Consider the following 21,803-nt stretch of genomic DNA (forward strand, 5'->3'; position numbering starts at 1 on the left):
ATCAAACCTCCAACATACAAGAGCTACTCTAACTTCCCAAGCAAAATAATCCGTTATTAATTTAAAGGCTCAGCTGTATTTAATTGGATGCTAATTATGCTTTAATCTCAATAAAACATTCCTGATACATTATTAACTTACCTTAGGCTGTGTTTTTTGTTGAACTACCGCAGTTTTTTCGTAACGATTGGTTAAGTTGTTATAATTTGGCTATTAAAGCGTTTTTTGAGAATAATATGTTAGCCAGCTTAGTCTTTTTAACTGCAAGTATGACTTATGATAGCCATTTACCCCCTTTGCTACCTTGGGAAGGAGAAAGTTTATCGCTGATACAACAGGCGGGGCCTCTGACAACGGATTTTGAGCTTTCAGATGGTTATATATCTCCTGATTACAACAACACATTGGCTTTTGTAGAGCGTTTAGTTGCTGCAAATCCGACTCAATTTAAATCGCAAATAATAGGTTTTAGTAATAGTAAGCGTGCTATTAAAATGGTAGTGGCGACTGAGCAAGGTTTTTTTGATGCCGATCAGCTTGCCAATAGCACTAAGCCAACAGTGCTTATTCAAGCGGGAATTCACGCTGGCGAGATTGACGGTAAAGACGCAATGTTTATGTTGTTACGGGACATAGCTACGGGCAAACGTAGAGATATTTTAAAGAAAGTAAATATTTTATTTATTCCAATCTTAAACGTTGACGGACATGAAAGAAGCAGCCACTTTAATCGTATTAATCAACGCGGCCCGAGTAAAATGGGTTTTAGAACCAATGCAAATAATTTAAATTTAAACCGTGACTTCACAAAACTTGATACACCCGAAGTTAAAAGTGTTTTAAAAGTTATTAATGACTATAACCCAAACCTTTATATTGATGTGCATGTTACTGACGGTGCCGATTATCAATACGATGTGACCTATGGATATAATCCGGTTTTTGCAAGTGAATCCCCTGCTATTGCTGATACGTTAGATAGATACTTTAAACCGGTTATAGATAATAAGTTAGCATCGCAAGGGCATATTCCTGGGCCTCTTGTATTTGTTATGAATAAGCGAAACTTTAAAGAAGGGCTTGCGGGTTGGGTTGCTACACCCCGGTTTTCGAACGGTTGGGGTGACTTAAAATCATTACCTACAATTTTAGTCGAAAACCACTCATTAAAACCCTATAAGCAGCGTGTATTGGGCACTTATGTGTTTATTGACGGAGCAATTGATGCTTTATCAAAGCATGGACATGAACTAGCTAATGCAGTAAAAAAAGAATACGCATTTGTACCAAAGCAGCTTATTGTTCAACGAGGCTATAGTAAAGATCCTGTAGAAATTGCATTTAAAGGTATTCGTTATACGTCAAAAGTGAGTACATTATCTGGTCAAACAGAAGTTCAATATATTGGTGAGAAAGAAGACTATACAAATTTACCTGTATATTGGCAAAAAGATGTACAAAAACGTATTGAAGTACCTAAGGCATTTTTTATACCACCTGTTTACACCGATTTAATTGAAAAACTGTCGCTTCATGGTGTGTCTGTGAATAAATTAGTTGGTGAAAACACACAACCATTAAAACAGGCAAAAATAAATGAGCACTCGTTTGCTAAGTCACCGTTTGAAGGAAGATTTAGGGTAACGGCTACTTTCGATTATAAACCTGCTATTAATGTAAACTTAGATGGTTGGTTTGAAGTTACAACTCAACAAAAAGCAGGGGAATTGGCTGTTCATCTACTGCATCCAGAGGCGCCTGACTCGTTTTTTTCATGGGGAGAGTTTAACACGATTTTTCAGCGCACTGAGTATATGGAAAATTACGCGCTGATCCCTTTTGCTCGTAATATGTTAAAAGAAAAGCCAAAACTGGCTTTGCAATTTGACCAAAAATTAAAAACTGAAAAGTCATTTGCAAGTGATGCTGATGCTCGCTTAAATTGGTTGTATCAACACAGCCCATTTTATGATGAAGCATATCTAAAGTATCCAATACTTATGTCGTTTGAAGAAGAAATAGCAATACCAGAACAAAAAGATAAAGAAATATAGTGATGAGAATTATTACAATACCAGTGACTCCTTTTGCACAAAATTGCAGAATAATAGCTTGCGAAAGTACCAAAGAAGCGGTCGTTGTTGATCCTGGTGGTGACAGCGATAAAATAATTGCAGCTTTAACGAGTAATAATTTAATCCTTAAAGCTGTTTGGTTGACCCATGGGCACTTAGACCACGTTGGTGGAGCAGACGTACTTCGTAAGCAGTTTAATACTAAGATTATAGGCCCACACAAGGATGAAAATTTTTGGTTTGAAAATTTATCAATGCAAGCTCAAATGTTTGGTTTTTCACCTATTAAACCATTTTACCCAGACGAATGGTTATCGCACGGTAATACTTTGAGTCTAGGCAAGTTAACATTTGATGTATTTCACTGCCCAGGCCATACACCAGGGCATATTGTATTTTACGAAAAAAATCAACAATGTGTCATTGTTGGTGATGTAATATTTAAAGGCTCTGTAGGACGTACTGACTTTCCTAAAGGGAATAGTCAACAACTTATAGAGTCTATTAAGGCTCATATACTAACCTTACCTTTACAGACCGCGATTTTGTCTGGTCATGGCGGTGAAACAACCGTTGAGCATGAAATTAAAACGAATCCTTTTGTAAGTGGGCAGTACGGCTAGTGAGTTAAATGTATTAATTATGAGTAATTTATACATAGAAAAATTAAAAATAAGCAGACTGTTTTTAAAAATGGTTGTATAATTTAACCAGTTTATTTGATAAATAAGAAATAAAATGTCTCTAAATCACGTAGATCGCCAAATTTTGGCACTTTTGCAACAAGACGCAAGTCTATCAACTGCCGAAATAGCAGATAAAGTCGGCTTATCTCAATCACCTTGCTGGCGTCGAATTGCTAAACTAGAGCAAGACGGCTACATAAAAAGCAAAGTGGCATTGTTAGATGAAAAGAAACTTGGCTTTGATATGTTGGTGTACGCACATGTGCGTTTATCTAATCACGGTAAAAAAAATCTAGCTGAATTTGAAAAACTGATCATGAGTTACGATGAGGTCACTGAGTGTTATACAATGGCGGGCACAATGGATTTTATGTTGCGAATAATCTCACAAGGAATAGAAGGCTACGAACATTTTGTTCGAGATAATTTATTAAGTTTAGAGTACGTACAGGAAGTGCATTCAAACGTGACAATGACATGTGTAAAACGCAGCACATCTCTACCTTTGTAAACAGATAACTTTTTAAAGCTATTTAGTTTAAAAACACAATGTAATTGTTAAATGAGCGCTAATTTGCTAAAATTTAGCGCTTTTTTTATACCCAAAATACACCTGAGGATCTCAATGTTTAACTTACTAAGCAGGGCGCCAAGCTCAGCTAAAAACGATATTCTATCTGGTTTAACTGTGGCGTTAGCCCTAGTTCCAGAAGCTGTTGCGTTTGCCTTTGTTGCAAATGTAGAACCTTTAGTTGGTCTATATGCCGCGTTTATCGTAGGTTTAATTACGGCTATATTCGGTGGCCGTCCAGGCATGATCTCAGGTGCAACCGGTGCTTTAGCTGTTGTAATGGTAAGTTTAGTGCTTGATCATGGTGTTGAGTATCTCTTTGCAACCGTGCTTCTGATGGGTATTTTGCAAATACTCGCGGGAATATTCAAGCTCGGTAAGTTTATACGTATGGTACCGCATCCTGTAATGCTAGGGTTTGTAAACGGCTTAGCTATTGTTATATTTTTAGCCCAGTTAGGTCAGTTTAAAGTACCTGATGGTATGGGCGGTCAGCAATGGATGACAGGAGAACCATTGTTTATTATGTTAGGGCTTGTTGCGTTAACAATGGCTATTATTCATTTCCTTCCAAAGTTAACAACGGCTATTCCTTCATCTTTGGTTGCGATTGTAACGGTTACAGGCTTAGTTATTGGTTTAGACCTTGAAGCACATACCGTATTAGATTTTTTAAAAGGGATGACAGGTGATGAAGCAGCAACAATCGCAGGTGGGTTGCCAGAGTTTCATATTCCTATGGTGCCATTTAATTTAGAAACACTGCAAATTATCTTCCCTTACGCACTTATACTTGCTGCTATCGGCCTGATAGAGTCATTATTAACGCTTAGCTTAATTGATGAAATTACTGAAACACGTGGTCACAGTAACAAAGAGTGTATTGGCCAAGGCGCTGCAAATATAACGTGTGGTTTTTTTGGTGCAATGGGTGGTTGTGCAATGATTGGCCAGTCAATGATTAATATTAATTCGGGCGGCCGCTCTCGTTTATCGGGAATAAGTGCAGCCTTAATGCTGCTTGCGTTTATCATTTTTGCATCAAGCTTAATTGAAATGATCCCACTCGCTGCACTTGTGGGGGTTATGTTTATGGTTGTGCTTGGTACATTTGAATGGGCAAGCTTTAAAATGATGAAGCGCGTACCATTGTCAGATGCCTTTGTAATTGTGTTGGTTTCGGGTGTAACCGTGATTACCGATTTAGCGATTGCAGTGTGTGTAGGTGTGATTGTGTCTGCACTTGTTTTTGCATGGCAACATGCTAAACATATTTACACAACAAACTACATTGATGAAGAAGGCTCAAAAGTATATGAGTTACATGGGCCATTATTTTTTGGTTCAGTTAAAAACTTTTCTGAATTATTTGATGTTAAAAATGACCCAGAGAACGTTATTGTAGAGTTTAAACATAGCCGTGTATCAGATCACAGTGCAATAGAGGCTATTGACGCATTAGCTGATAAATATACTAAAGCGGGTAAGCAGCTTCATTTGCGTCATTTAAGTAAAGACTGTACTCAGTTATTGCACAAAGCGCGTGATTTAGTTGAGGTCAATGTAATAGAAGATCCTACTTATAAAGTTGCGTCAGATAAACTAGCTTAAACACTAACTATCAACGTATTTATGAAAGCGAAAGGATAACACCTTTCGCTTTTTTATTGCGTGTGAGTATAGTTTGCGTTGATTGTATTAAAAACTAAGATAGGCGGTAGTGCTAAATATCCTCGTAAATCTATATAATAGATGATGATATTATTCAGTTTATTTATAAAACTATTTAGTTATTAATTAATACACACTAAAAATAAATTTTTAAAGTAGTTACTATTTTGGAGACGATGTAAATTTTGAATTGGCAATCTTTAATTGATAACCGTCAGCGCTTTTTTTGGCTTTTGCAGATTGCGGGCTGGATAGGGTATGCGCTTGTCAATTACATTGGTTCTAAAGTATTCGAAATGCGTGATATTTACGTATTCGTTATATTATTAAATGCTTATGCTGGCTGTCTGATGACAGTACCACTTCGCTATATTTACCGTACAGTTTGGAATGCTTCACCTATAGTGCTTATGGTAGTGGTGTTTGGTGCATCTTATATTACGGGTACCTTATGGGCTGTTGTACAGAAGTTTAATCTATGGGAGATATATCGCCATGGTTACAGACCTGAAGAGTGGTTTTATTATCTTCAACAAGGTTTAGATTCGGTCTACATTATTTTATGTTGGAGCGGCTTATACTTTGGTGTTAAATATTATCAGCTATTACAAAGTGAACGTCAAAAAGCATTAAAAGCGACTACAATGGCGCACGAAGCCCAATTAAAAATGCTTAGATACCAGCTTAACCCGCATTTTTTATTCAATACGTTAAATGCTATTTCAACATTAGTTTTGGTAAAAGAAAATAAAGATGCTAACTTAATGGTGTCTAAATTAAGTGACTTTTTAAGGTATACCCTAAATACAGATCCCATAAAAAAGGTACCACTTGAGCAAGAGTTGCATGCGTTAAAATTATATTTAGATATTGAACGAGTTCGTTTTGATGAACGATTAAAAGTAAACATAGATGTAAGCGAACAAGCTAAGCAAGCATTAGTTCCTAGCCTTATACTGCAACCTATTATTGAAAACGCAATTAAATATGCGATTGCCCACTTATCTGAAGGTGGGGTAATAGATATTAAAGCCCAAGTGTTTGCTAACGAATTACTCCTTGAAGTGGGAGATAATGGGCCTGGCACCGAATTAGAAAATGGCAAGCTTGTTAACGCACAAGGTGTTGGTATTGCAAATACCAAAGATAGATTAAAAACGCTCTACGAAAATAATTATTCGTTTGTATTATCACATAATACGCCAAGTGGATTAAAGGTTAATCTGCGAGTGCCGTTTGAGAAGGCTGTGAAGAAATGATGAAAATCAGAACGCTTATTGTTGATGATGAACCATTAGCGCGCAAAGGCTTGGATGTAAGACTTTCAGAATTTGATGATATTGAAGTTATTAAATTATGTAGTTCAGGTGCAGATGCAATAGAAACGTGTAAAAACGAAAAAATAGATTTAGTATTTTTAGATATTCAAATGCCAGGCATGAATGGCTTTGAAGTTGCTCGCGCGTTAAGTGAAAGCACTAAAATACTTCCGGCAATCGTGTTTGTTACCGCATTCGATCAATTTGCGGTGAAAGCATTTGAAATTCATGCATTGGATTACATTTTAAAACCCGTTGATGATAACAGACTAAAACAGGCGGTAGAAAAAGTGCATACCTATTTAAAAACGCAACAAGACAACGCCCATAAGAAAAAACTCGCGAGTTTTGTAGCTGGCATTACCGGAAATAATTGTGAAGAAATTCTCAAAAAACTGGCAACCGGTGATACTTTAGCTGATAAACGTTACCCAGAATCCTTAGCCGTAAAAGAGCAGGGCGAAATTATCCGTGTTCCAGCAGCAACTATTCAATGGGTTGACGCAGCCGGGGATTATATGTGCTTACATTGCCAAGATGGGCAAACACATATACTACGAAAAACAATGAAAGAACTTGAGCAAGAGCTCGACCCTCATTTATTTGTAAGGGTTCATCGCAGCGCAATTGTTAATACAAAACAAATCAGTAAATTAGTTACACAGGTAAGTGGTGAATATTTACTTGTTTTAGAGAATGGTCAAGAGCTAAAAGTTAGCCGTAGTTACCGTGATAAAGTAAAAGCAGCGTTGGCTAGTTAATATAAGTTTAAGAATAAAAAAATGCGAGCTAAGCTCGCATTTTTTTTAGAAAACTTTAATTACTCAACAGTAACAATTTTCATTGTATTTGTTGCGCCCACAGTTTCCATTGAATCACCATGCGTTAAAATCACAGTATCACCTGAAGCCAATGAACCTTGAGCAACAAGTGTATCTAATGCTGCTTTAACCATTGCATTTTTTTCTGTTTGTGTTGAATCAAAAAACACCGGATAAACACCACGATAAAGTGCAGTCTGACCAAGGGTACTGGCATGACGTGACAACGAATAAATTGGTAAGCCAGAACTTATGCGTGACATGAGTTTTGCTGTGCTACCAGATTCAGTAAGCGTTACTATAGCTTTAACAGAATCTAAATGGTTTGCTGCATACATAGCCGATAGAGCAATTGATTCAGCATTATTAGAGAAACGACTATCTAAACGATGCTTAGATACATGCGTTTCTTTTTGTGACTCAGCACCTAAACAAACGCGTGCCATAGTTGCTACCGTTTCTTCAGGGTAATCGCCAGCAGCTGTTTCTGCAGAAAGCATTACAGCATCAGTCCCATCAAGCACTGCGTTTGCAACATCCATTACTTCAGCACGTGTTGGCATTGGGTTATCGATCATCGATTCCATCATTTGCGTGGCTGTAACAACAGTACGGTTCAACGAACGTGCACGACGAATAATAAGCTTTTGCTTGCCCATTAGCGCAGCATCGCCAATTTCAACACCTAAGTCACCACGAGCAACCATTACAGCGTCCGAAGCAAGCACAATATCATCGATGGCTTCTTGTGTTTCTACAGCTTCAGCGCGTTCAATTTTTGCTAGAAGTTGAGCTTTAGAGCCAGCAGCTTCTGCTAATGAACGAACGTAACGCATGTCATCGCCACTACGTGGGAAAGAAACCGCAATATAATCTACATCGATTTCTGCTGCTGTGATTAAGTCTTCTTTGTCTTTTTCGGTAAACGCTGGAGCTGTTAATCCACCGCCCAAACGGTTAATCCCTTTATTGTTTGATAAAACGCCTCCTACTGTAACAGTACAGTGAACGAGGTGATCAACTACTTTATCAACCGTAAGTTGAATTAAACCATCATTTAATAGAAGTAAATCGTTAGGAGATACATCTTGTGGAAGCTCTTTGTAATCGATACCTACAGCGTTTACATCGCCTTGGCCTTTTTCCATTTTAGCATCAAGAATAAACTTAGCACCCACTGCTAGGGTTACTTTGCCTTCTTTAAACGTTGATACTCGGATTTTAGGACCTTGGAGATCGGCAAGTATAGCAATGTGTTTGTTTAATCGTTTTGCAATATCACGAACTGCTTGTGCACGGTCTTTATGATCTTGAGCCACACCGTGTGAGAAGTTTAAACGTACTACGTTTGCGCCTGCGCGAATGATTTTTTCTAGGTTGTTATCTCTATCGGTAGCAGGCCCAAGGGTAGCGACTATTTTTGTGCGTCTTAGCATCAATTTCTCCTGTGTGCTTGGTGAAAGCAGGTTGACGGTTATTTTGTTTACGAAGAATACAGCTTATAAAAGCAATATCTTAAGTTGTAGGCAAAGCTGAACGAATTGCCACTTTTTATACAAAACTATTGTGTCATCATTATGACACCGGTGTCAAAATGCGTCAATGATCTTAATTTCAAATAGCTGTGCTTTAAGTCACCCCTAGAGCATTGATGTTTGATATAATTACATAGCTTATTTATCTTTAATAAAAAAGCATGTTGTATTGGCTCATGGTTAGCATTTTATGACTGCATGAGTATAATGCACGCGGTATTATTTAATGAATACACTGAATTTTCTAACCAAATAGTTGTTACCGAGGAGGACACTAAATGCAAGTTGCATTAGTCGGGTTAGGCGTTATGGGGAAAAATCTTGCCCTAAACTTAATAGATAAAGGGATAACGCTTGTTGCTTATGACAAAAACCCACATGCGGGTGAAGAGTTAATAAGCTGTGCTAAATCTCAAGGCATGGCTGATAGACTTCACATTGTCTCTGATTTAGGAGACATGGTAAGGCGTTTAGAAGCACCTCGCTCTATTTTATTGCTTGTTCCAGCAGGTGAGTTAGTCGATACCGTTTGTAACGAACTGGTAGACGCAGGCGTAGAGTGTGATGATATTATAGTCGACTGTGGTAATAGTAATTATAAAGATGGTATTACTCGCAAGCTAAAGTTTCAAAACAAATTTGAGTTTGCCACTATGGGTATTTCAGGCGGAGCAGAAGGCGCTCGCCACGGTCCGGCAATGATGGCCAGTGGATCAGAAGGTGGCTGGGAACGCATTGAGCCATGGTTTGAAAAAGTAGCTGCAAGCTATAACGGTAGCTCTTGTTTTGCGCGTGTTGGCCAGTCAGCCAGTGGACACTTTGTGAAAATGGTTCATAACGGTATTGAATATGCGCTTATGCAACTAATTGCAGAGATGTATCAATTACTTCGCTTAGGTACTAACCGTTCTCCAAAAGAAGTCGCGGCAATATTTGACGAATGGTCAGAAGGGCAGTTGAACAGTTACTTACTCGCTATTTCTAGTCATATATTAACCCTTGAAAATGATAAAAATGTGCCTCTAGTAGACCTGATTGATAATAAAGTTGGCGCTAAAGGTACTGGTTTGTGGACGGCACAAAATGCACTTGAGTTAGGAATTGCAGTACCCTCACTGGTTGCTGCTGTTCAAGCTCGACATCTAACCAATGCATGCGATACAACTGCGGCACAAGAAATGACCTATGCTTCAAAATCAACTAATACCGTTGATATTGACCTTGAAGAGCTTAAAGATGCGTTTACGCTAGCGAGTCTTTTAGCTTATCGCCAAGGCCTTGCGTTAATTAAGGGAGCCTCTCGGACACATCAATGGAAGGTAGATCTTTCGAAAACATTACAAACTTGGCGTGCAGGTTGTATCATTCGAGCTGATTACCTTGACAGCGTAGCGCAAGGTGTCGAATTTATAGACTCGCTTGATAAAGAAGCCAATGCATTGCGTAAGGTAACAGGGCAAGCTGTTATGTCTGGCCTGGCGTTTCCAGTATTAAGCTCAACACAAACTTACTTAGCAACGCTAACAACACCAAGTAATGGGCACTTAGTTCAAGCCCAGCGTGATTACTTTGGAGAGCACGGCATTAAAACCCACAGCGGCGAGACATGTCACTTAACTGACTTAGTAGAGATTGACGCTAAAGTGCGCTAATTCATTATTAAACAAAAAAAGGCATGCTATACGCGTGCCTTTTTGATTTACAGATGCCTGTAATTGCTTATCGAGTTAATTCGCCGCGCATATTATCTTGCATTAAATGACGAATAGTTTCGATTTCTAGATTTTGGCTGAATAGGTAATGAAGCTTTGTTAAGCAGGCTTCTAATGTCATATCATAACCACTAATAACGCCAATATTTAACAATGCGTTGCCAGTTGCGTAACCGCCCATATTGACCTGACCTTTCAGGCATTGTGTTAGATTAACAATGATCATCCCTTTTTTACTTGCGTCACTTAGCACAGAAAGAAATTTATCGTCCTGAGGTGCATTGCCCACGCCAAAACTTAATAACACTAAGGCTTTAATGTTATCGTTTACAAGGCTTCTGACCACCTCGGTGCTTATTCCAGGGTATAAATAAAGCACGCCAATTGGTTGTGGCGTTATAGTGGTAACTTGAAGTTCATTTTCAACATAAGGGCTCAGTTGGCCTTTGATAAGTTGAATATTAATACCTGATAATGCAAGAGGCTCTAAATTTGGTGAAGCAAAAGCATCAAAACCATCTGCATGCGCTTTAGTGGCTCTATTACCTCTAAATAACTGGTTGTTAAAAAACAAGCTTACTTCTGCAATTGGGTAGTTTGCAGCAAGATACATAGCATTTAATAAATTAACCTGTCCATCAGAACGAAGTTGAGAAAGCGGGATCTGTGAGCCGGTAACAATAACGGGCTTAGTTAAATTATCAAACATGAAGGAAAGTGCCGAGGCTGTATAGGCCATGGTATCGGTACCATGTAATACGACAAATCCATCGTATTGCTGATATTTGCTTTTTATATCATCGGCAATGAGCTGCCAATGTGCAGGAGACATGTCAGAAGAATCGATAAGAGGGCAGTATTCGTGAATATCAAACAAGGGCATTTCATCACGATTAAATTCAGCATTATTCATAACCGTTTCTGTTAAAAAACCTTCAGCGGGAATATAGCCGCGACTTGATTTTTTCATCCCTATGGTACCGCCTGTGTAAGCGATATATATGCGTTTACGTTTCATAAAAAAAGCCCAGTAAAAAAACTGGGCTTAGTATAACCTGTCGCTAAAGTAAATAAAGCAACGAGTGGTGCTTATGCACTTTTATTGTGCAACATTACATTCTAAACAGCGTGCGTATACACCTTGTGGATCGTTATAATCTTTAAGGTTTTCTAGTTCAGAACTTAACTGCTTCACTACGCTTTGCAAATTAGCTTGTGTTGCTAAAACCGATGGGGTAGTTGATTGTGCTCCCAGCATAGACTGAACCGATGCGCTGCCAAAGATATCTTGCAGCATTTTTTCTTGCGGGCTTAAATCTTGAGTGATTGTTTTCACATCGTAGTTAGTTAATTTAGCAAGCGCGGCTGCAGCATCAATTGCATCTTGTTTGTCACCAAGCTTATCAATTAATCCCAGCTCAAGAGCTTGAGATGCGATCCAAACTCGACCTTGTGCAATTGCATCAACCTGCTCTGGTGTCATGCCTCGCGCTTGTGCAACAACATCTAAAAAGCGGCCATAAGCTTCTTCAACACTCATTTGAATGACTTGAGCCATTTTTTCGTTAAGCGGGCGAGTAACTGAAAAACCAGCCATTTCGGTAGTAGCAACACCATCAGAATACACACCAATTTTTGATAATGTATTTTCAAATGTCATAAACGTACCAAACACGCCAATAGAACCAGTAATCGTACTTGGTGCAGCCCAAATCTCATTAGCTGCAGATGCAATCCAATAACCACCAGAGGCAGCAACAGAGCTCATTGATGCAATTACAGGTTTACCAGCCGCTTTGAGCGCTAATACTTCAGCACGAATAACTTCTGAGGCAAACATACTACCGCCACCTGAATCAATACGCAGTACTACCGCTTTTACTTTATCGTCTAGTCGTGCTTTACGTAGTAAGGCTGCAGTAGAGTCGCCACCAATTTCGCCTGCTCTTCGCTCACCATCAACAATGGTGCCTCTCGCTACCACAACCGCTACTTTTTCAGTAATAGGGTTGTCAAATACAACAGGCGGTTTAACTAAACTTAGGTACTCACGAAATGACACTTGCTTAAATGTTTTACCATCTTCTTGCGCACCGACTAAGTCTATGAGTTGTTGGCGCACTTGTTGAGTCGTTTTAAGTGAATCAACCCATTGATTATCTAATGCGTATTTACCCGCATCACCGTTAGCTGCTTGCATTTTTTCTAGGTAAGCATCCATAGTTTCATCAAAGTTTGACTCATCGAATGGGCGAACTGACGATACATCTTGCTTATATTCACTCCAAAGCGCACCCAACCATACTCGGTTTGCTTCTTTAGCTGCATCAGACATATCGTTACGAATAAAGGGTTCAACAGCTGATTTGAATGTACCAACACGGAAAATATGCTGCGTTACTTCTAGTTTTTCTAGTGCGTCTTTAAAATAAAGCGGATACATTCCATAGCCTTCAATAGCGACACTACCGTAAGGGTGCATTGCTATTTCGTCAGCATGTGCAGCAATATAATACTGAGCTTGTGTGTAGTAGTAACCCGTAGCAATTACTTTTTTACCAGCCTGTTTGAAACCTTCAATCGCGTTGGTAATTTGCTTAAGCTTGTTTAAATGCGCTTTAGGCATTTCTTGCAGGTCAAGAAGAAGTACACTAATTCGGCTATCTTTTGTTGCTTCATTTATAACTTCAATAACATCGTCAAGTAAAATTTCGCTTGGCTCGTCGTTACCTGAGGTTGCATCATTTAAAGCGGCTTCAATAGGATCTATATATAATTTTTCTTCAACCAATGGACCATTTAGGTTTAATCGAAGAACAGAGCCTTCATCAACGATTATTTTGTCTTCGTCACTTGAAATACCTGCAATAAATACAATAACAAGTAGCACAAACAAAAAGTTAATAATTAATCGACGAGAAAAGTTTATTCCAGCCCAAATACCTTTAAAAATTTTTGCTATCAAAATAGCTCCTTAATTTGGTACAGCTAATACATTTGTTTCATCTTATCCTAGAATAAATATAAATTTAACTGCTAAATCGTAACGAAGTGTTTATAAATAGGTTTAAGATACCGAAAACAATGGTTTTATTATGCTATACATGCACGCATTAAATAGTAATTTTGATATGGGTACGTATTTTATGCGTGGCTAAAGTATCAATTAAATACATGCAAATATTGCTTATTCGTTGTCGTTGAAGCAGAATTAGTGAATCTACACAGGTTAGACCAGTTAATGGGGCATAAGATGTTAGAACAACAACTACAATTAAAACACACACAATTACGAAACAGATTAGTTATGGGCTCAATGCATACGGGCCTTGAAGAGGGATGGCATAACAGAAAACGTTTACGTGCATTTTATGAGGCCCGCGCGAAGGGTGGTACTGCCATGCTCATAACAGGTGGCTATAGCCCGAACCTACGAGGTAAGTTAACGCCAATATCTTCTTCTTTTAACAGTTATTATGATGTTTTTAAGCACCGCGCATACACAGATGCTGTTCATAAGCATGGTGGAAAAATTTGTTTACAGTTACTGCATGCTGGTCGCTACGCTTATCATCCTTTCAATCAGGCACCTAGTGCTATTCAGGCTCCAATTAATCCTTACAAGCCTAAAGAAATGTCACTAAGCTCGATTAAAAAAACGATTAAAGACTTTGCACACTCTGCCTATATGGCAGAAAAAGCAGGTTACGACGGTGTTGAGGTAATGGGCTCAGAAGGGTACTTAATTAACGAATTTATGGCGCCACACACCAATAAACGTACTGATGAATTTGGTGGTAGCCTAGAAAACCGCATGCGTTTAGCACTGGAAATAGTAAAAGCGGTTAGGGCAAAAGTATCTGATCAATTTCTAATCATATTTAGATTATCTGTAATGGATCTTATCCCTAATGGTTCAACGCCAGATGAAGTTGTTATTCAAGCCACTGAGCTTGAAAAAGCCGGGGTTGATATTTTTAACACGGGTATTGGCTGGCATGAAGCACGCGTTCCTACAATTGCTAGCATGGTTCCACCTGGGGCTTTTAAAGAAGCGTCTAAGCGCTTAAAAAGTGTTGTTAGCGTTCCAGTCATTGCGGTTAACCGCATCAATACACCTGATATTGCAAATGATATATTAAATGCTGGTGAAGCCGACCTTATATCAATGGCTAGACCTTTATTAGCTGATCCTGAGTTTTTTAATAAATACCAAAACGATCAAACCAAACAAATTAATATTTGTATTGGCTGTAATCAAGGTTGTTTAGATCATGTATTTAAAAATAAACGTGCAACCTGTTTAGTTAACCCCCAAGCCGCCTTTGAACTTGACTACCCGCTCGATAAAGCCACAAACTCAAAAAATGTACTTGTTGTGGGGGCTGGCCCGGCTGGCTTATCTGCAAGTTGTTATTTGGCGCAAAAAGGTCATAAGGTCACTTTGATTGACCAAAAAGCGCAAATGGGTGGCCAATTTAATTTAGCCATGCAAATACCTGGTAAAGAAGACTTTAATCATACACTGGCATACTTTATTAATGAGCTAGAACGTTTAGATGTATCGATTAAACTTGAAACGTCTTACAACGAGTCAATGCTGACACAGTTTGATGACATTGTTTTTGCAACGGGTGTTCGCCCCCGTGAGGCGTCAATTAAATGTAGCGATGACAAACGCGTATTTGCATACGATGAAGTAATTCGTGGCGAAGTCGAGTTAGGTAATTCTATTGCTATATTAGGTGCTGGCGGTATTGGTTTTGATATGGTGGCATTTTTAAGTGAGCATAAATCGCAGACCATTGATGAATTTAAAACACAATGGGGAATTGAATGTGAACCGCAACCACACAAAGACGAACGCCAGTTGTACATGTTAAAAAGAAGTTCAGGCCGATTTGGTAGTGAACTTGGTAAAACAACAGGTTGGATCCATCGTCAAGTAGCTAAGCAACATGGTGTAAAACAAATTGCAGATTGTCAGTATCAAAGCTTTGATAGCAATGGTTTAACTATTACAGTTGGTGGTGAAACTCAGGTGTTACCTGTAGATACTGTTATTGCGTGTATTGGTCAAGTTTCAAATGATGAAGTTGTAAAGGCCCATGCTGAAAATGCAAAAGTACACGTGATTGGTGGCGCTAAACTCGCAGCTGCAATTGATGCTAAGCGTGCTATCTTTGAAGCGCTTCAAATAGCGAGATCTATTTAAGCCTTAGATAGATTGAAAGAGTTTACCTGTTCATGCGGTCTTGGTTGTTTATAGTCTATAACTAAATAAACACAGTACTCAGGAAACGCATGAACACACTAACCCACCTACACAAATCAGCAATAGGTAAACTATCTTTTTTAGATGGTTTACCTTCTTTACTTTTCAGACTAATTTTAGCTCCAGTGATGATTATTGCCGGATACAACAAGCTTGCTATAAGTGGTGAAGCCGATGGTTTTTTAAACAGCTTAGTAGCGTCGCCTGATATTGTGCAATGGTTTGGGAATAGTGAATGGGGGTTAGGCTTACCATTTCCTGATTTACTCGCATTTTTAGCTGGTTGGAGCGAATTTTTGGGAGGCTGGTTTTTATTATTTGGTCTTTTTACTCGCCTAGTTAGTATCCCGCTTATGTTTACCATGGTTGTTGCTGCAACATCAGTGCATTGGCACAATGGCTGGTTTGCAATAGCACCTACTAATCCTGACACGAGTGCAGCTCAGGTACTCGATTGGTTATCAATTCCTGGTGCAAAAGAAAGTCTCGAAAACTCACTCGAAGTACAAGAGCGAATTGGAAAAATTCGCGCAATAGTGGAAGAACATGGTTTTCCTGAGTATTTGTACGAGAAAGGCAAACCTTCAATTCTAAACAATGGGATTGAATTTGCTGCCATTTACTTTGCAATGCTGCTTAGTTTATTTTTCACTGGAGGTGGGCGCTTTGTAAGCGTTGATTATTGGATAAAGCGAACAATCTGCAAAGAATAGGGTGTTTCAACATACTTAAACGGTCATTTAAATATTTTAAACGGCCGTTTTTTGTATATGCTATGTAACCTTACTGGGTATTGATAGCTTATGCATATCTTTTTACAATTTTACAAATCGAATCCACCTCAGCAAAAATAGTTTTTTATGAAAAAGGCTTAATTAATTATAACGAACGAGATAACCAAATTGGTAATATTAAGGTTTTAAATGCTATTCTAGCATTTTGAATTTTGAGTTATTTTTATGGATGCTATTGAGCTTTTACTTACTCGCCAATCTGATTCTAAACTTACTGGACCTGGCCCATCACCTGAACAGCTTGATATAATAAAACAGGCAGCACTGCGTGTTCCCGATCATGGTTGTATTGCACCGTGGCAGTTTATTATGGTTCAAGGGGATGCACGCATAAAGCTAGGTGAAATATATTATCAATGTGCTTTAGCAGAGCAACAACCAGAAAAAGTGGTTAATCGTGCTAAAGATCTTCCTCTTCGAGCTCCTGTAATCATCATTGCTATTGCTAAATATGAAGAACATCCAAAAGTACCACGCATAGAACAAATACAAAGTGCAGGGTGTAGCGTGCTTGCAATGCAACAAGCTGCATTTGCACAGGGGTTAGGCGGTGTGTGGCGCACGGGTTACTTTGCGCAAAGTAATGCGGTTAAGCAAGCACTCAATTTAAACGAATTAGATGAAATTGTGGGATATTTATACATAGGTACTCCAGCTGTCGATTGTAGAAAGTCGCCACGGCATAAGCCTGAAAGTTATTTTACTAATTTATAAACAAGGGTGAACTTTTAGACACTGTGATGGTCACTAGTAAATGAGTATAAAATTTAGTCACTACCATTTGCAGTGACATGCTGTTAGAAGTGCACGGAAGCTAAATAAGTTAATAATTCTTCTGCAGATTGTTTTTTAATCGGTTGTTTTTTGATAATGTATGGAGAGTCTCAAAATAACAATGATAAAGAAGACTTAATTTATGGGAAATTTATTTTTACGTGAAAAAGAAAATTGGCTTGCTTGGTCTATATGGGGACTTTTGGGGGCGTTTGTTACGTTATATGTAGCAATGAGTACAAATGCAACTCCATTTATTGCAGGTTCGGCCGTCAGTGTATTAGTTCTACTTACTTGGTGGATGCAGCAATCAAAGCGATTCGATTTTGGGCGCGCTTTTAAAGTGTGCTGTTACGTGCTTATGTTAAGTATTTTACCTGCTTTTATGTTTGTAATTGTACCAAGCGACGAATTAAACCGTTTTGATCTAATTTTTCAAGGGGTCACTTTTTTCTCATTGAGTTTATTGGTATGCCTACTATGCTCATGGATTGCTCGCAGACCTAAGCAATATTATTAATCTCATTAACAGCACGATGTTGCTGCCATTGGTATGTAGTTTTTTAAGTCATTAAACAAATTTTTATATTTTTTACATTTAATGCTTTACAAATAATGAGATAAACCCTATTATTCGCGCCGTACGGAGAGATGGCAGAGTGGTCGAATGCACCGGTCTTGAAAACCGGCATAGGTTTGTAGCCTATCTAGGGTTCAAATCCCTATCTCTCCACCATTATTTAAAAAACCGCCTTATTGGCGGTTTTTTGCTATCTGGGGTTTAGTAATGACAAACAAAGCAAATTTACCTTTAAGTGCACAGCTGTTAAAACATATTTTATTGTGGACTGTGTTCGGTTATTGCTATCAAAGCGGTTTGAGTGTGCTAATAAAAATGGCAGCCGATGCGCAACCCGATCACCCACTAATAACAGCGTTCGTATATGGTGTTGGATTTAATATTTTAGTTGCTCATTTAATTACTAAATACGATACAAAATGGCCTGTTATCGCATCAATTTTTATTGGTGTAGTAGGGCTTATTGCGGTGCCAATTATCCTTGGGGGCACCTCTAGTTTATTAACGTCTCCATTGCTTGTAGGATTTTTATGCAGTTTGGTCCTTAGTTGCTTTTTTGTTGGCCTATTAAAGGTAAAACTCGATAAAAACTAGCACCAAACAGGCTTGATTTTGTGATAGCATTACCATGTCTTTTAACTAACAAAACGTGAAAAACACATTATGTCAGATAATTTTACTACAGATGCTGAAAAAGCAAGTTACGGTATTGGCTTACAAATGGGTGAGCAACTTAAGTCTAATCCTTTTGAAGGCTTAAACCTAAATTCAGTGTTTGAAGGCATGAAAGATGCGTACGCTGGTGGCGCTTTTCAAGTTGAGATCCCTGAGATCCAAGCTGCATTTGAAAAAATTAACGAAGAGATCCAAGCTCGTCGTGAAGAAGAATCAAAAGTACTTTCTGCTGAAGGCATTGCTTTCTTAGAAGAAAATGCTAAACGTCCAGAAATCACTGTTACTGAGTCTGGCCTTCAATATGAAGTACTAGCAACGGGTGAAGGCGAAAAGCCAACTGCAGAGTCTACAGTTCGTGTTGATTACCACGGTACTCTTATTAACGGTACTGTTTTTGACAGCTCTTATGAGCGTGGTCAACCAGCTGAGTTCCCAGTTGGTGGCGTGATCAAAGGTTGGACTGAGGCATTACAAATGATGCCAGTAGGTACTAAATGGCGTATATACGTTCCTCATGAGCTTGCTTATGGTGAGCGCGGCGCAGGTGCAGCAATCGCACCTTTCTCAACGCTTGTATTTGACGTTGAGCTACACGAAATAATTTCTTAATAGTATTCTATTAAGTTATTTAAAAACCGCGCTTATAAATAGCGCGGTTTTTTTGTATCTGTATTAATTATGTTCAGGTAATGCGTAATGGTAATTTTTAAAACGATTAGCTTTTCACCTTAATTACAGCGCGATTTATATAAAAAAACCGCATTCACAAATGCGGTTTTAAAAGCGAGTTATTAATCAAACAGGCTGAACATAGCGTTTAGTGATTAAAAGTAGCCACGAACACCCAAGCGAATATTTCTACCTGGAAGAGGGGCTTTATCTTTGATAAATGAGGTATGAACAAACCCTAGTTCATCAGTTAGGTTATCAACATTTATATAAAGTTGAGCGTCAACAGGACCTAAACCTAATTGGTAGTTAGCTTGAGCATCAAATAAAGTATAACCATCTGTTTGGTTTTCAAACGCAGTGATGTCATTCTGGTCGAAGTAATGAGTGCCGGTTAGCGTTAGTTGTAAGTTACCTAAATCATACTGTAACTCAGAGCCTAATTTGTTTGCTGGTATACGCGGAAGGTTATCTTCATCGTTTTTAAGTTTAGCGCGAGTAGAGTCACCAAATACTTTAACCATGGCGTTTGGTGTCATCTGGTAGTGAGCATCAAACTCTATACCGTAAAGTTCAGCGTCTTTACTTCTAAACTGATAAACGGCTACTGCATCGTCGTGTGCACCAACTGCTGATTCTAAACCGTCTTCTTCATCGAAGACTAAGCCTGTATTTTCTTGAAAATAGAAATTTTTAATATCGTTATAGAAAAAGTTCACGGTGTAACCAAAAGCACCGCTAAAACGTCTAAAGCTAATGTCTAAGTTTGTTGAGGTTTCTTGTTTAATGTTCTCAGGCTCGAAATGCGCTTCATTATCCTCAATATGGTAACCTAAGCCCAGTTCATAAGTACCCGTTGCAATGTGCAAGCCATTAGATAATAACTCTGCAGAAAGTGGGGCTCGCTCTGAGTGAGAAATACTTGTAGCAATACTATGTCCAGGTTTGTACTGCCAAATTGCACCAGCAGATAGACTTAGATTGGTAAAGCTTTTGCTATAAGCAATAGATTCTTCATCATGCTCTTCTTCTTCAACTTCCGCTTCATCATGGTCATGATGATGCTCAGCTGCTGAAATATTACTGTCAATTTTGTAATCTTCAATGCGGGCACCCAGTTCTACCGTTACATCACCAAATACGCGTTCTTCTAATAAATAAAGGGCATGTGAAGTTGTTATACTTGCTGGGGTAAATGCTTCATCACCAATTGCGTCGTAGTCAGAGTCGCTGTAATGATAGCCCAGCATACCATGCCAATCAGCAAATTTATGTTCTACGTTTAAACGCGCTTCGGTAGTTTCGTTAGTGAACGTTGTGCCAATTTCACCATCTTCAATTTCACTGTGTGAGTAATCGGTATAACCAACACGCAAGTTTATTGTTTCTATCCAGTTGTTGTGAAGCGCATAGCTCACCAACCCTTGCCAGCGGTCTTGCTCTAGCTGTGCAAAAACAACTTCTTCGCCTTCTTCTTCACCCTCATGTTCTGCATGTTCTTCTTCCGTTTCACCTTCGTGATCATGCTCATGGTGATGTTCATGTCCAGGTATTCCATAGTCGGTTTCTATACTACCGTAAGAAAATCCGACAGTAAGGTGCTCGCCAACGTAGCTTGTTCCGAAATTAAGTGTTTCACTGTCAATAAACGTGTTTTCTACTGAGTTTTCAGTTTCTACGTCGCCATCTTCGTCAGTTACTGTAAATGTAGGCGTTTCATAGTCATCGCCGCTGCGTTTAGTCCCATCAAAATGAAAGTTAAATCCGTCGTTCCCTGTTTCTAGTTTTGCGGCCACGGTATTTGAGTTAGAGACAGTGTCGTGGCTGTATTCAGCTGCACCTATAAAGTCATCAATGTTGTTTGTAGGAATACGATTATCAACCACATTTACAACTCCCCCAATAGCACCTGAGCCGTATAACAGGGTACTTGGGCCACGTAATACTTCAATTTGCTCAGCAGATAAGCTGTCGCTTGACGTAGCGTGATCGGGCCCAATACGCGAAGCATCACTGGCATCTAATCCATTTTGGGTGATTTTTACACGAGGGCCATCTAAACCCCGAATAATAGGGCTTGAAGATACAGGGCCAAAGTAACTGGCATTTACACCAGGTAAGCCTTTTAGTGTTTCCCCAAGTGTTGGTTTTGATTTATTTCTTAACTCATCACCAGAGAGAACACTTACTGGTGAAATCATTTCAAGACTGCTTTTATGCAGGGCAGACGCATAAACCACAACGGTTTCTACAGATGTTGGTAAGAGTGAAACAGTGACATTGTTTGATGATTCAGTTACCGCTATTCTTGAATCTATGTAGTTGTCTTTACTAATATGAAGTTGGCTGTCAGCATCAATGTCTATTGAAAATTCACCAAGTTCATTGCTTTTAACAGTTTGATTTTTTCCATGAACATGAACGGAGGCATTTTTAATTGGGTTTTTTTTATCATCTAAGATTGTGCCAGTAACCTTAGCAGCTAACGCTGGTTGCGTGCATAAAACAGAAAAAATTGCAGAAGAAATTAATGTTAACTTTGTCATGAGTAAATTATTTTGTGATTGCTTGTTGTGATATAATATAACAGTTCAAAATTAGCGGATCAACAATGTTATACTATAACTTATGATTTTGCGTTTAATT

Annotated in this window: 17 protein-coding genes and 1 tRNA gene; 14 read left to right on the forward strand and 4 right to left on the reverse strand. The window is 38.7% G+C overall.

What is annotated here, in order from left to right; genetic code table 11:
• Positions 1-236 precede the first annotated feature (236 nt).
• From ATS76_RS09210 to ATS76_RS09235, 6 genes are all read left to right on the forward strand, one after another.
• Entirely contained in the window at positions 237-2,054 is a 1,818-nt protein-coding gene (locus ATS76_RS09210) for a M14 family metallopeptidase (protein ID WP_058552017.1), read from the forward strand.
• 2 nt (positions 2,055-2,056) lie between these two features.
• Positions 2,057-2,698, forward strand: coding sequence for an MBL fold metallo-hydrolase (locus ATS76_RS09215; protein WP_058551889.1), 642 nt, complete (start codon positions 2,057-2,059; stop codon positions 2,696-2,698).
• Between the two features lie 115 nt (positions 2,699-2,813).
• A complete protein-coding gene (locus ATS76_RS09220; RefSeq protein WP_002960703.1) occupies positions 2,814-3,272 on the forward strand; it encodes an Lrp/AsnC family transcriptional regulator in 459 nt (152 codons plus the stop codon).
• Between the two features lie 114 nt (positions 3,273-3,386).
• The gene (locus ATS76_RS09225) at positions 3,387-4,943 is read left to right on the forward strand and encodes a SulP family inorganic anion transporter (protein WP_058551890.1); all 1,557 of its coding nucleotides are present in this window, start codon (positions 3,387-3,389) and stop codon (positions 4,941-4,943) included.
• A 245-nt stretch (positions 4,944-5,188) separates the two neighbouring features.
• Positions 5,189-6,262, forward strand: a complete 1,074-nt coding sequence (locus ATS76_RS09230) for a sensor histidine kinase (protein ID WP_058551891.1) — start codon at positions 5,189-5,191, stop codon at positions 6,260-6,262.
• Positions 6,259-7,083, forward strand: a complete 825-nt coding sequence (locus ATS76_RS09235; protein ID WP_058403930.1) for a LytR/AlgR family response regulator transcription factor — start codon at positions 6,259-6,261, stop codon at positions 7,081-7,083. Before ATS76_RS09230 ends, ATS76_RS09235 begins: the two co-directional genes overlap by 4 nt.
• Positions 7,084-7,142: 59 nt before the next feature.
• Here ATS76_RS09235 and pyk read toward each other — a convergent pair whose 3' ends face one another.
• Entirely contained in the window at positions 7,143-8,579 is a 1,437-nt protein-coding gene (pyk, locus tag ATS76_RS09240; protein ID WP_058551892.1) for a pyruvate kinase, read from the reverse strand.
• A gap of 377 nt (positions 8,580-8,956) precedes the next feature.
• On the opposite strand from pyk, the gene gndA reads away from it, so the two are divergent.
• Positions 8,957-10,330, forward strand: coding sequence for an NADP-dependent phosphogluconate dehydrogenase (gene gndA / locus ATS76_RS09245; protein ID WP_058403932.1), 1,374 nt, complete (start codon positions 8,957-8,959; stop codon positions 10,328-10,330).
• A 67-nt stretch (positions 10,331-10,397) separates the two neighbouring features.
• On the opposite strand, the gene ansA is transcribed toward gndA, so the two are convergent.
• Together ansA and sppA are read right to left on the reverse strand one after the other, a co-directional pair.
• Entirely contained in the window at positions 10,398-11,408 is a 1,011-nt protein-coding gene (gene ansA, locus ATS76_RS09250; RefSeq protein ID WP_058403933.1) for an asparaginase, read from the reverse strand.
• An 81-nt stretch (positions 11,409-11,489) separates the two neighbouring features.
• Positions 11,490-13,355, reverse strand: a complete 1,866-nt coding sequence (sppA, locus tag ATS76_RS09255; protein ID WP_058551893.1) for a signal peptide peptidase SppA — start codon at positions 13,353-13,355, stop codon at positions 11,490-11,492.
• A gap of 288 nt (positions 13,356-13,643) precedes the next feature.
• Between sppA and ATS76_RS09260 the strand changes: the two genes are divergently transcribed.
• The 7 genes from ATS76_RS09260 (at position 13,644) to ATS76_RS09290 (ending at position 19,097) form a co-directional block, all read left to right on the forward strand.
• Positions 13,644-15,605 carry an oxidoreductase gene (locus ATS76_RS09260; protein ID WP_058551894.1) on the forward strand — a complete coding sequence of 654 codons (1,962 nt, stop codon included), beginning with the start codon at positions 13,644-13,646 and terminating at the stop codon, positions 15,603-15,605.
• A gap of 89 nt (positions 15,606-15,694) precedes the next feature.
• Positions 15,695-16,378 (forward strand): HvfX family Cu-binding RiPP maturation protein, encoded by a 684-nt coding sequence (locus ATS76_RS09265; RefSeq protein WP_058551895.1) that lies wholly within the window; start codon positions 15,695-15,697, stop codon positions 16,376-16,378.
• A gap of 246 nt (positions 16,379-16,624) precedes the next feature.
• A complete protein-coding gene (locus tag ATS76_RS09270; protein WP_058551896.1) occupies positions 16,625-17,173 on the forward strand; it encodes an NAD(P)H nitroreductase in 549 nt (182 codons plus the stop codon).
• A gap of 202 nt (positions 17,174-17,375) precedes the next feature.
• Entirely contained in the window at positions 17,376-17,753 is a 378-nt protein-coding gene (locus ATS76_RS09275) for a hypothetical protein (protein WP_058403938.1), read from the forward strand.
• Positions 17,754-17,878: 125 nt separating this feature from the next.
• A tRNA-Ser gene (locus tag ATS76_RS09280) sits at positions 17,879-17,969 on the forward strand.
• Between the two features lie 51 nt (positions 17,970-18,020).
• On the forward strand, positions 18,021-18,407 hold the full coding sequence (locus tag ATS76_RS09285) for a hypothetical protein (protein WP_058552018.1): 387 nt from the start codon (positions 18,021-18,023) through the stop codon (positions 18,405-18,407).
• A 69-nt stretch (positions 18,408-18,476) separates the two neighbouring features.
• A complete protein-coding gene (locus ATS76_RS09290; protein ID WP_058403940.1) occupies positions 18,477-19,097 on the forward strand; it encodes an FKBP-type peptidyl-prolyl cis-trans isomerase in 621 nt (206 codons plus the stop codon).
• A gap of 215 nt (positions 19,098-19,312) precedes the next feature.
• Here ATS76_RS09290 and ATS76_RS09295 read toward each other — a convergent pair whose 3' ends face one another.
• Positions 19,313-21,703, reverse strand: coding sequence for a TonB-dependent receptor (locus ATS76_RS09295; RefSeq protein WP_058551897.1), 2,391 nt, complete (start codon positions 21,701-21,703; stop codon positions 19,313-19,315).
• Positions 21,704-21,803: the final 100 nt, after the last annotated feature.

This window comes from Pseudoalteromonas sp. 10-33, from assembly GCF_001469195.1.
Lineage (GTDB): Bacteria > Pseudomonadota > Gammaproteobacteria > Enterobacterales > Alteromonadaceae > Pseudoalteromonas.

Bases quoted from the DNA above. Each gene is read 5' to 3' on its own strand.
- ATS76_RS09210 (WP_058552017.1), top strand. From the start codon at position 237: ATGTTAGCCAGCTTAGTCTTTTTAACTGCAAGTATGACTTATGATAGC.
- ATS76_RS09215 (WP_058551889.1), top strand. From the start codon at position 2,057: ATGAGAATTATTACAATACCAGTGACTCCTTTTGCACAAAATTGCAGA.
- ATS76_RS09220 (WP_002960703.1), top strand. From the start codon at position 2,814: ATGTCTCTAAATCACGTAGATCGCCAAATTTTGGCACTTTTGCAACAA.
- ATS76_RS09225 (WP_058551890.1), top strand. From the start codon at position 3,387: ATGTTTAACTTACTAAGCAGGGCGCCAAGCTCAGCTAAAAACGATATT.
- ATS76_RS09235 (WP_058403930.1), top strand. From the start codon at position 6,259: ATGATGAAAATCAGAACGCTTATTGTTGATGATGAACCATTAGCGCGC.
- pyk (WP_058551892.1), bottom strand. From the start codon at position 8,579: ATGCTAAGACGCACAAAAATAGTCGCTACCCTTGGGCCTGCTACCGAT.
- gndA (WP_058403932.1), top strand. From the start codon at position 8,957: ATGCAAGTTGCATTAGTCGGGTTAGGCGTTATGGGGAAAAATCTTGCC.
- ansA (WP_058403933.1), bottom strand. From the start codon at position 11,408: ATGAAACGTAAACGCATATATATCGCTTACACAGGCGGTACCATAGGG.
- ATS76_RS09260 (WP_058551894.1), top strand. From the start codon at position 13,644: ATGTTAGAACAACAACTACAATTAAAACACACACAATTACGAAACAGA.
- ATS76_RS09265 (WP_058551895.1), top strand. From the start codon at position 15,695: ATGAACACACTAACCCACCTACACAAATCAGCAATAGGTAAACTATCT.
- ATS76_RS09270 (WP_058551896.1), top strand. From the start codon at position 16,625: ATGGATGCTATTGAGCTTTTACTTACTCGCCAATCTGATTCTAAACTT.
- ATS76_RS09275 (WP_058403938.1), top strand. From the start codon at position 17,376: ATGGGAAATTTATTTTTACGTGAAAAAGAAAATTGGCTTGCTTGGTCT.
- ATS76_RS09285 (WP_058552018.1), top strand. From the start codon at position 18,021: ATGACAAACAAAGCAAATTTACCTTTAAGTGCACAGCTGTTAAAACAT.
- ATS76_RS09290 (WP_058403940.1), top strand. From the start codon at position 18,477: ATGTCAGATAATTTTACTACAGATGCTGAAAAAGCAAGTTACGGTATT.
- ATS76_RS09295 (WP_058551897.1), bottom strand. From the start codon at position 21,703: ATGACAAAGTTAACATTAATTTCTTCTGCAATTTTTTCTGTTTTATGC.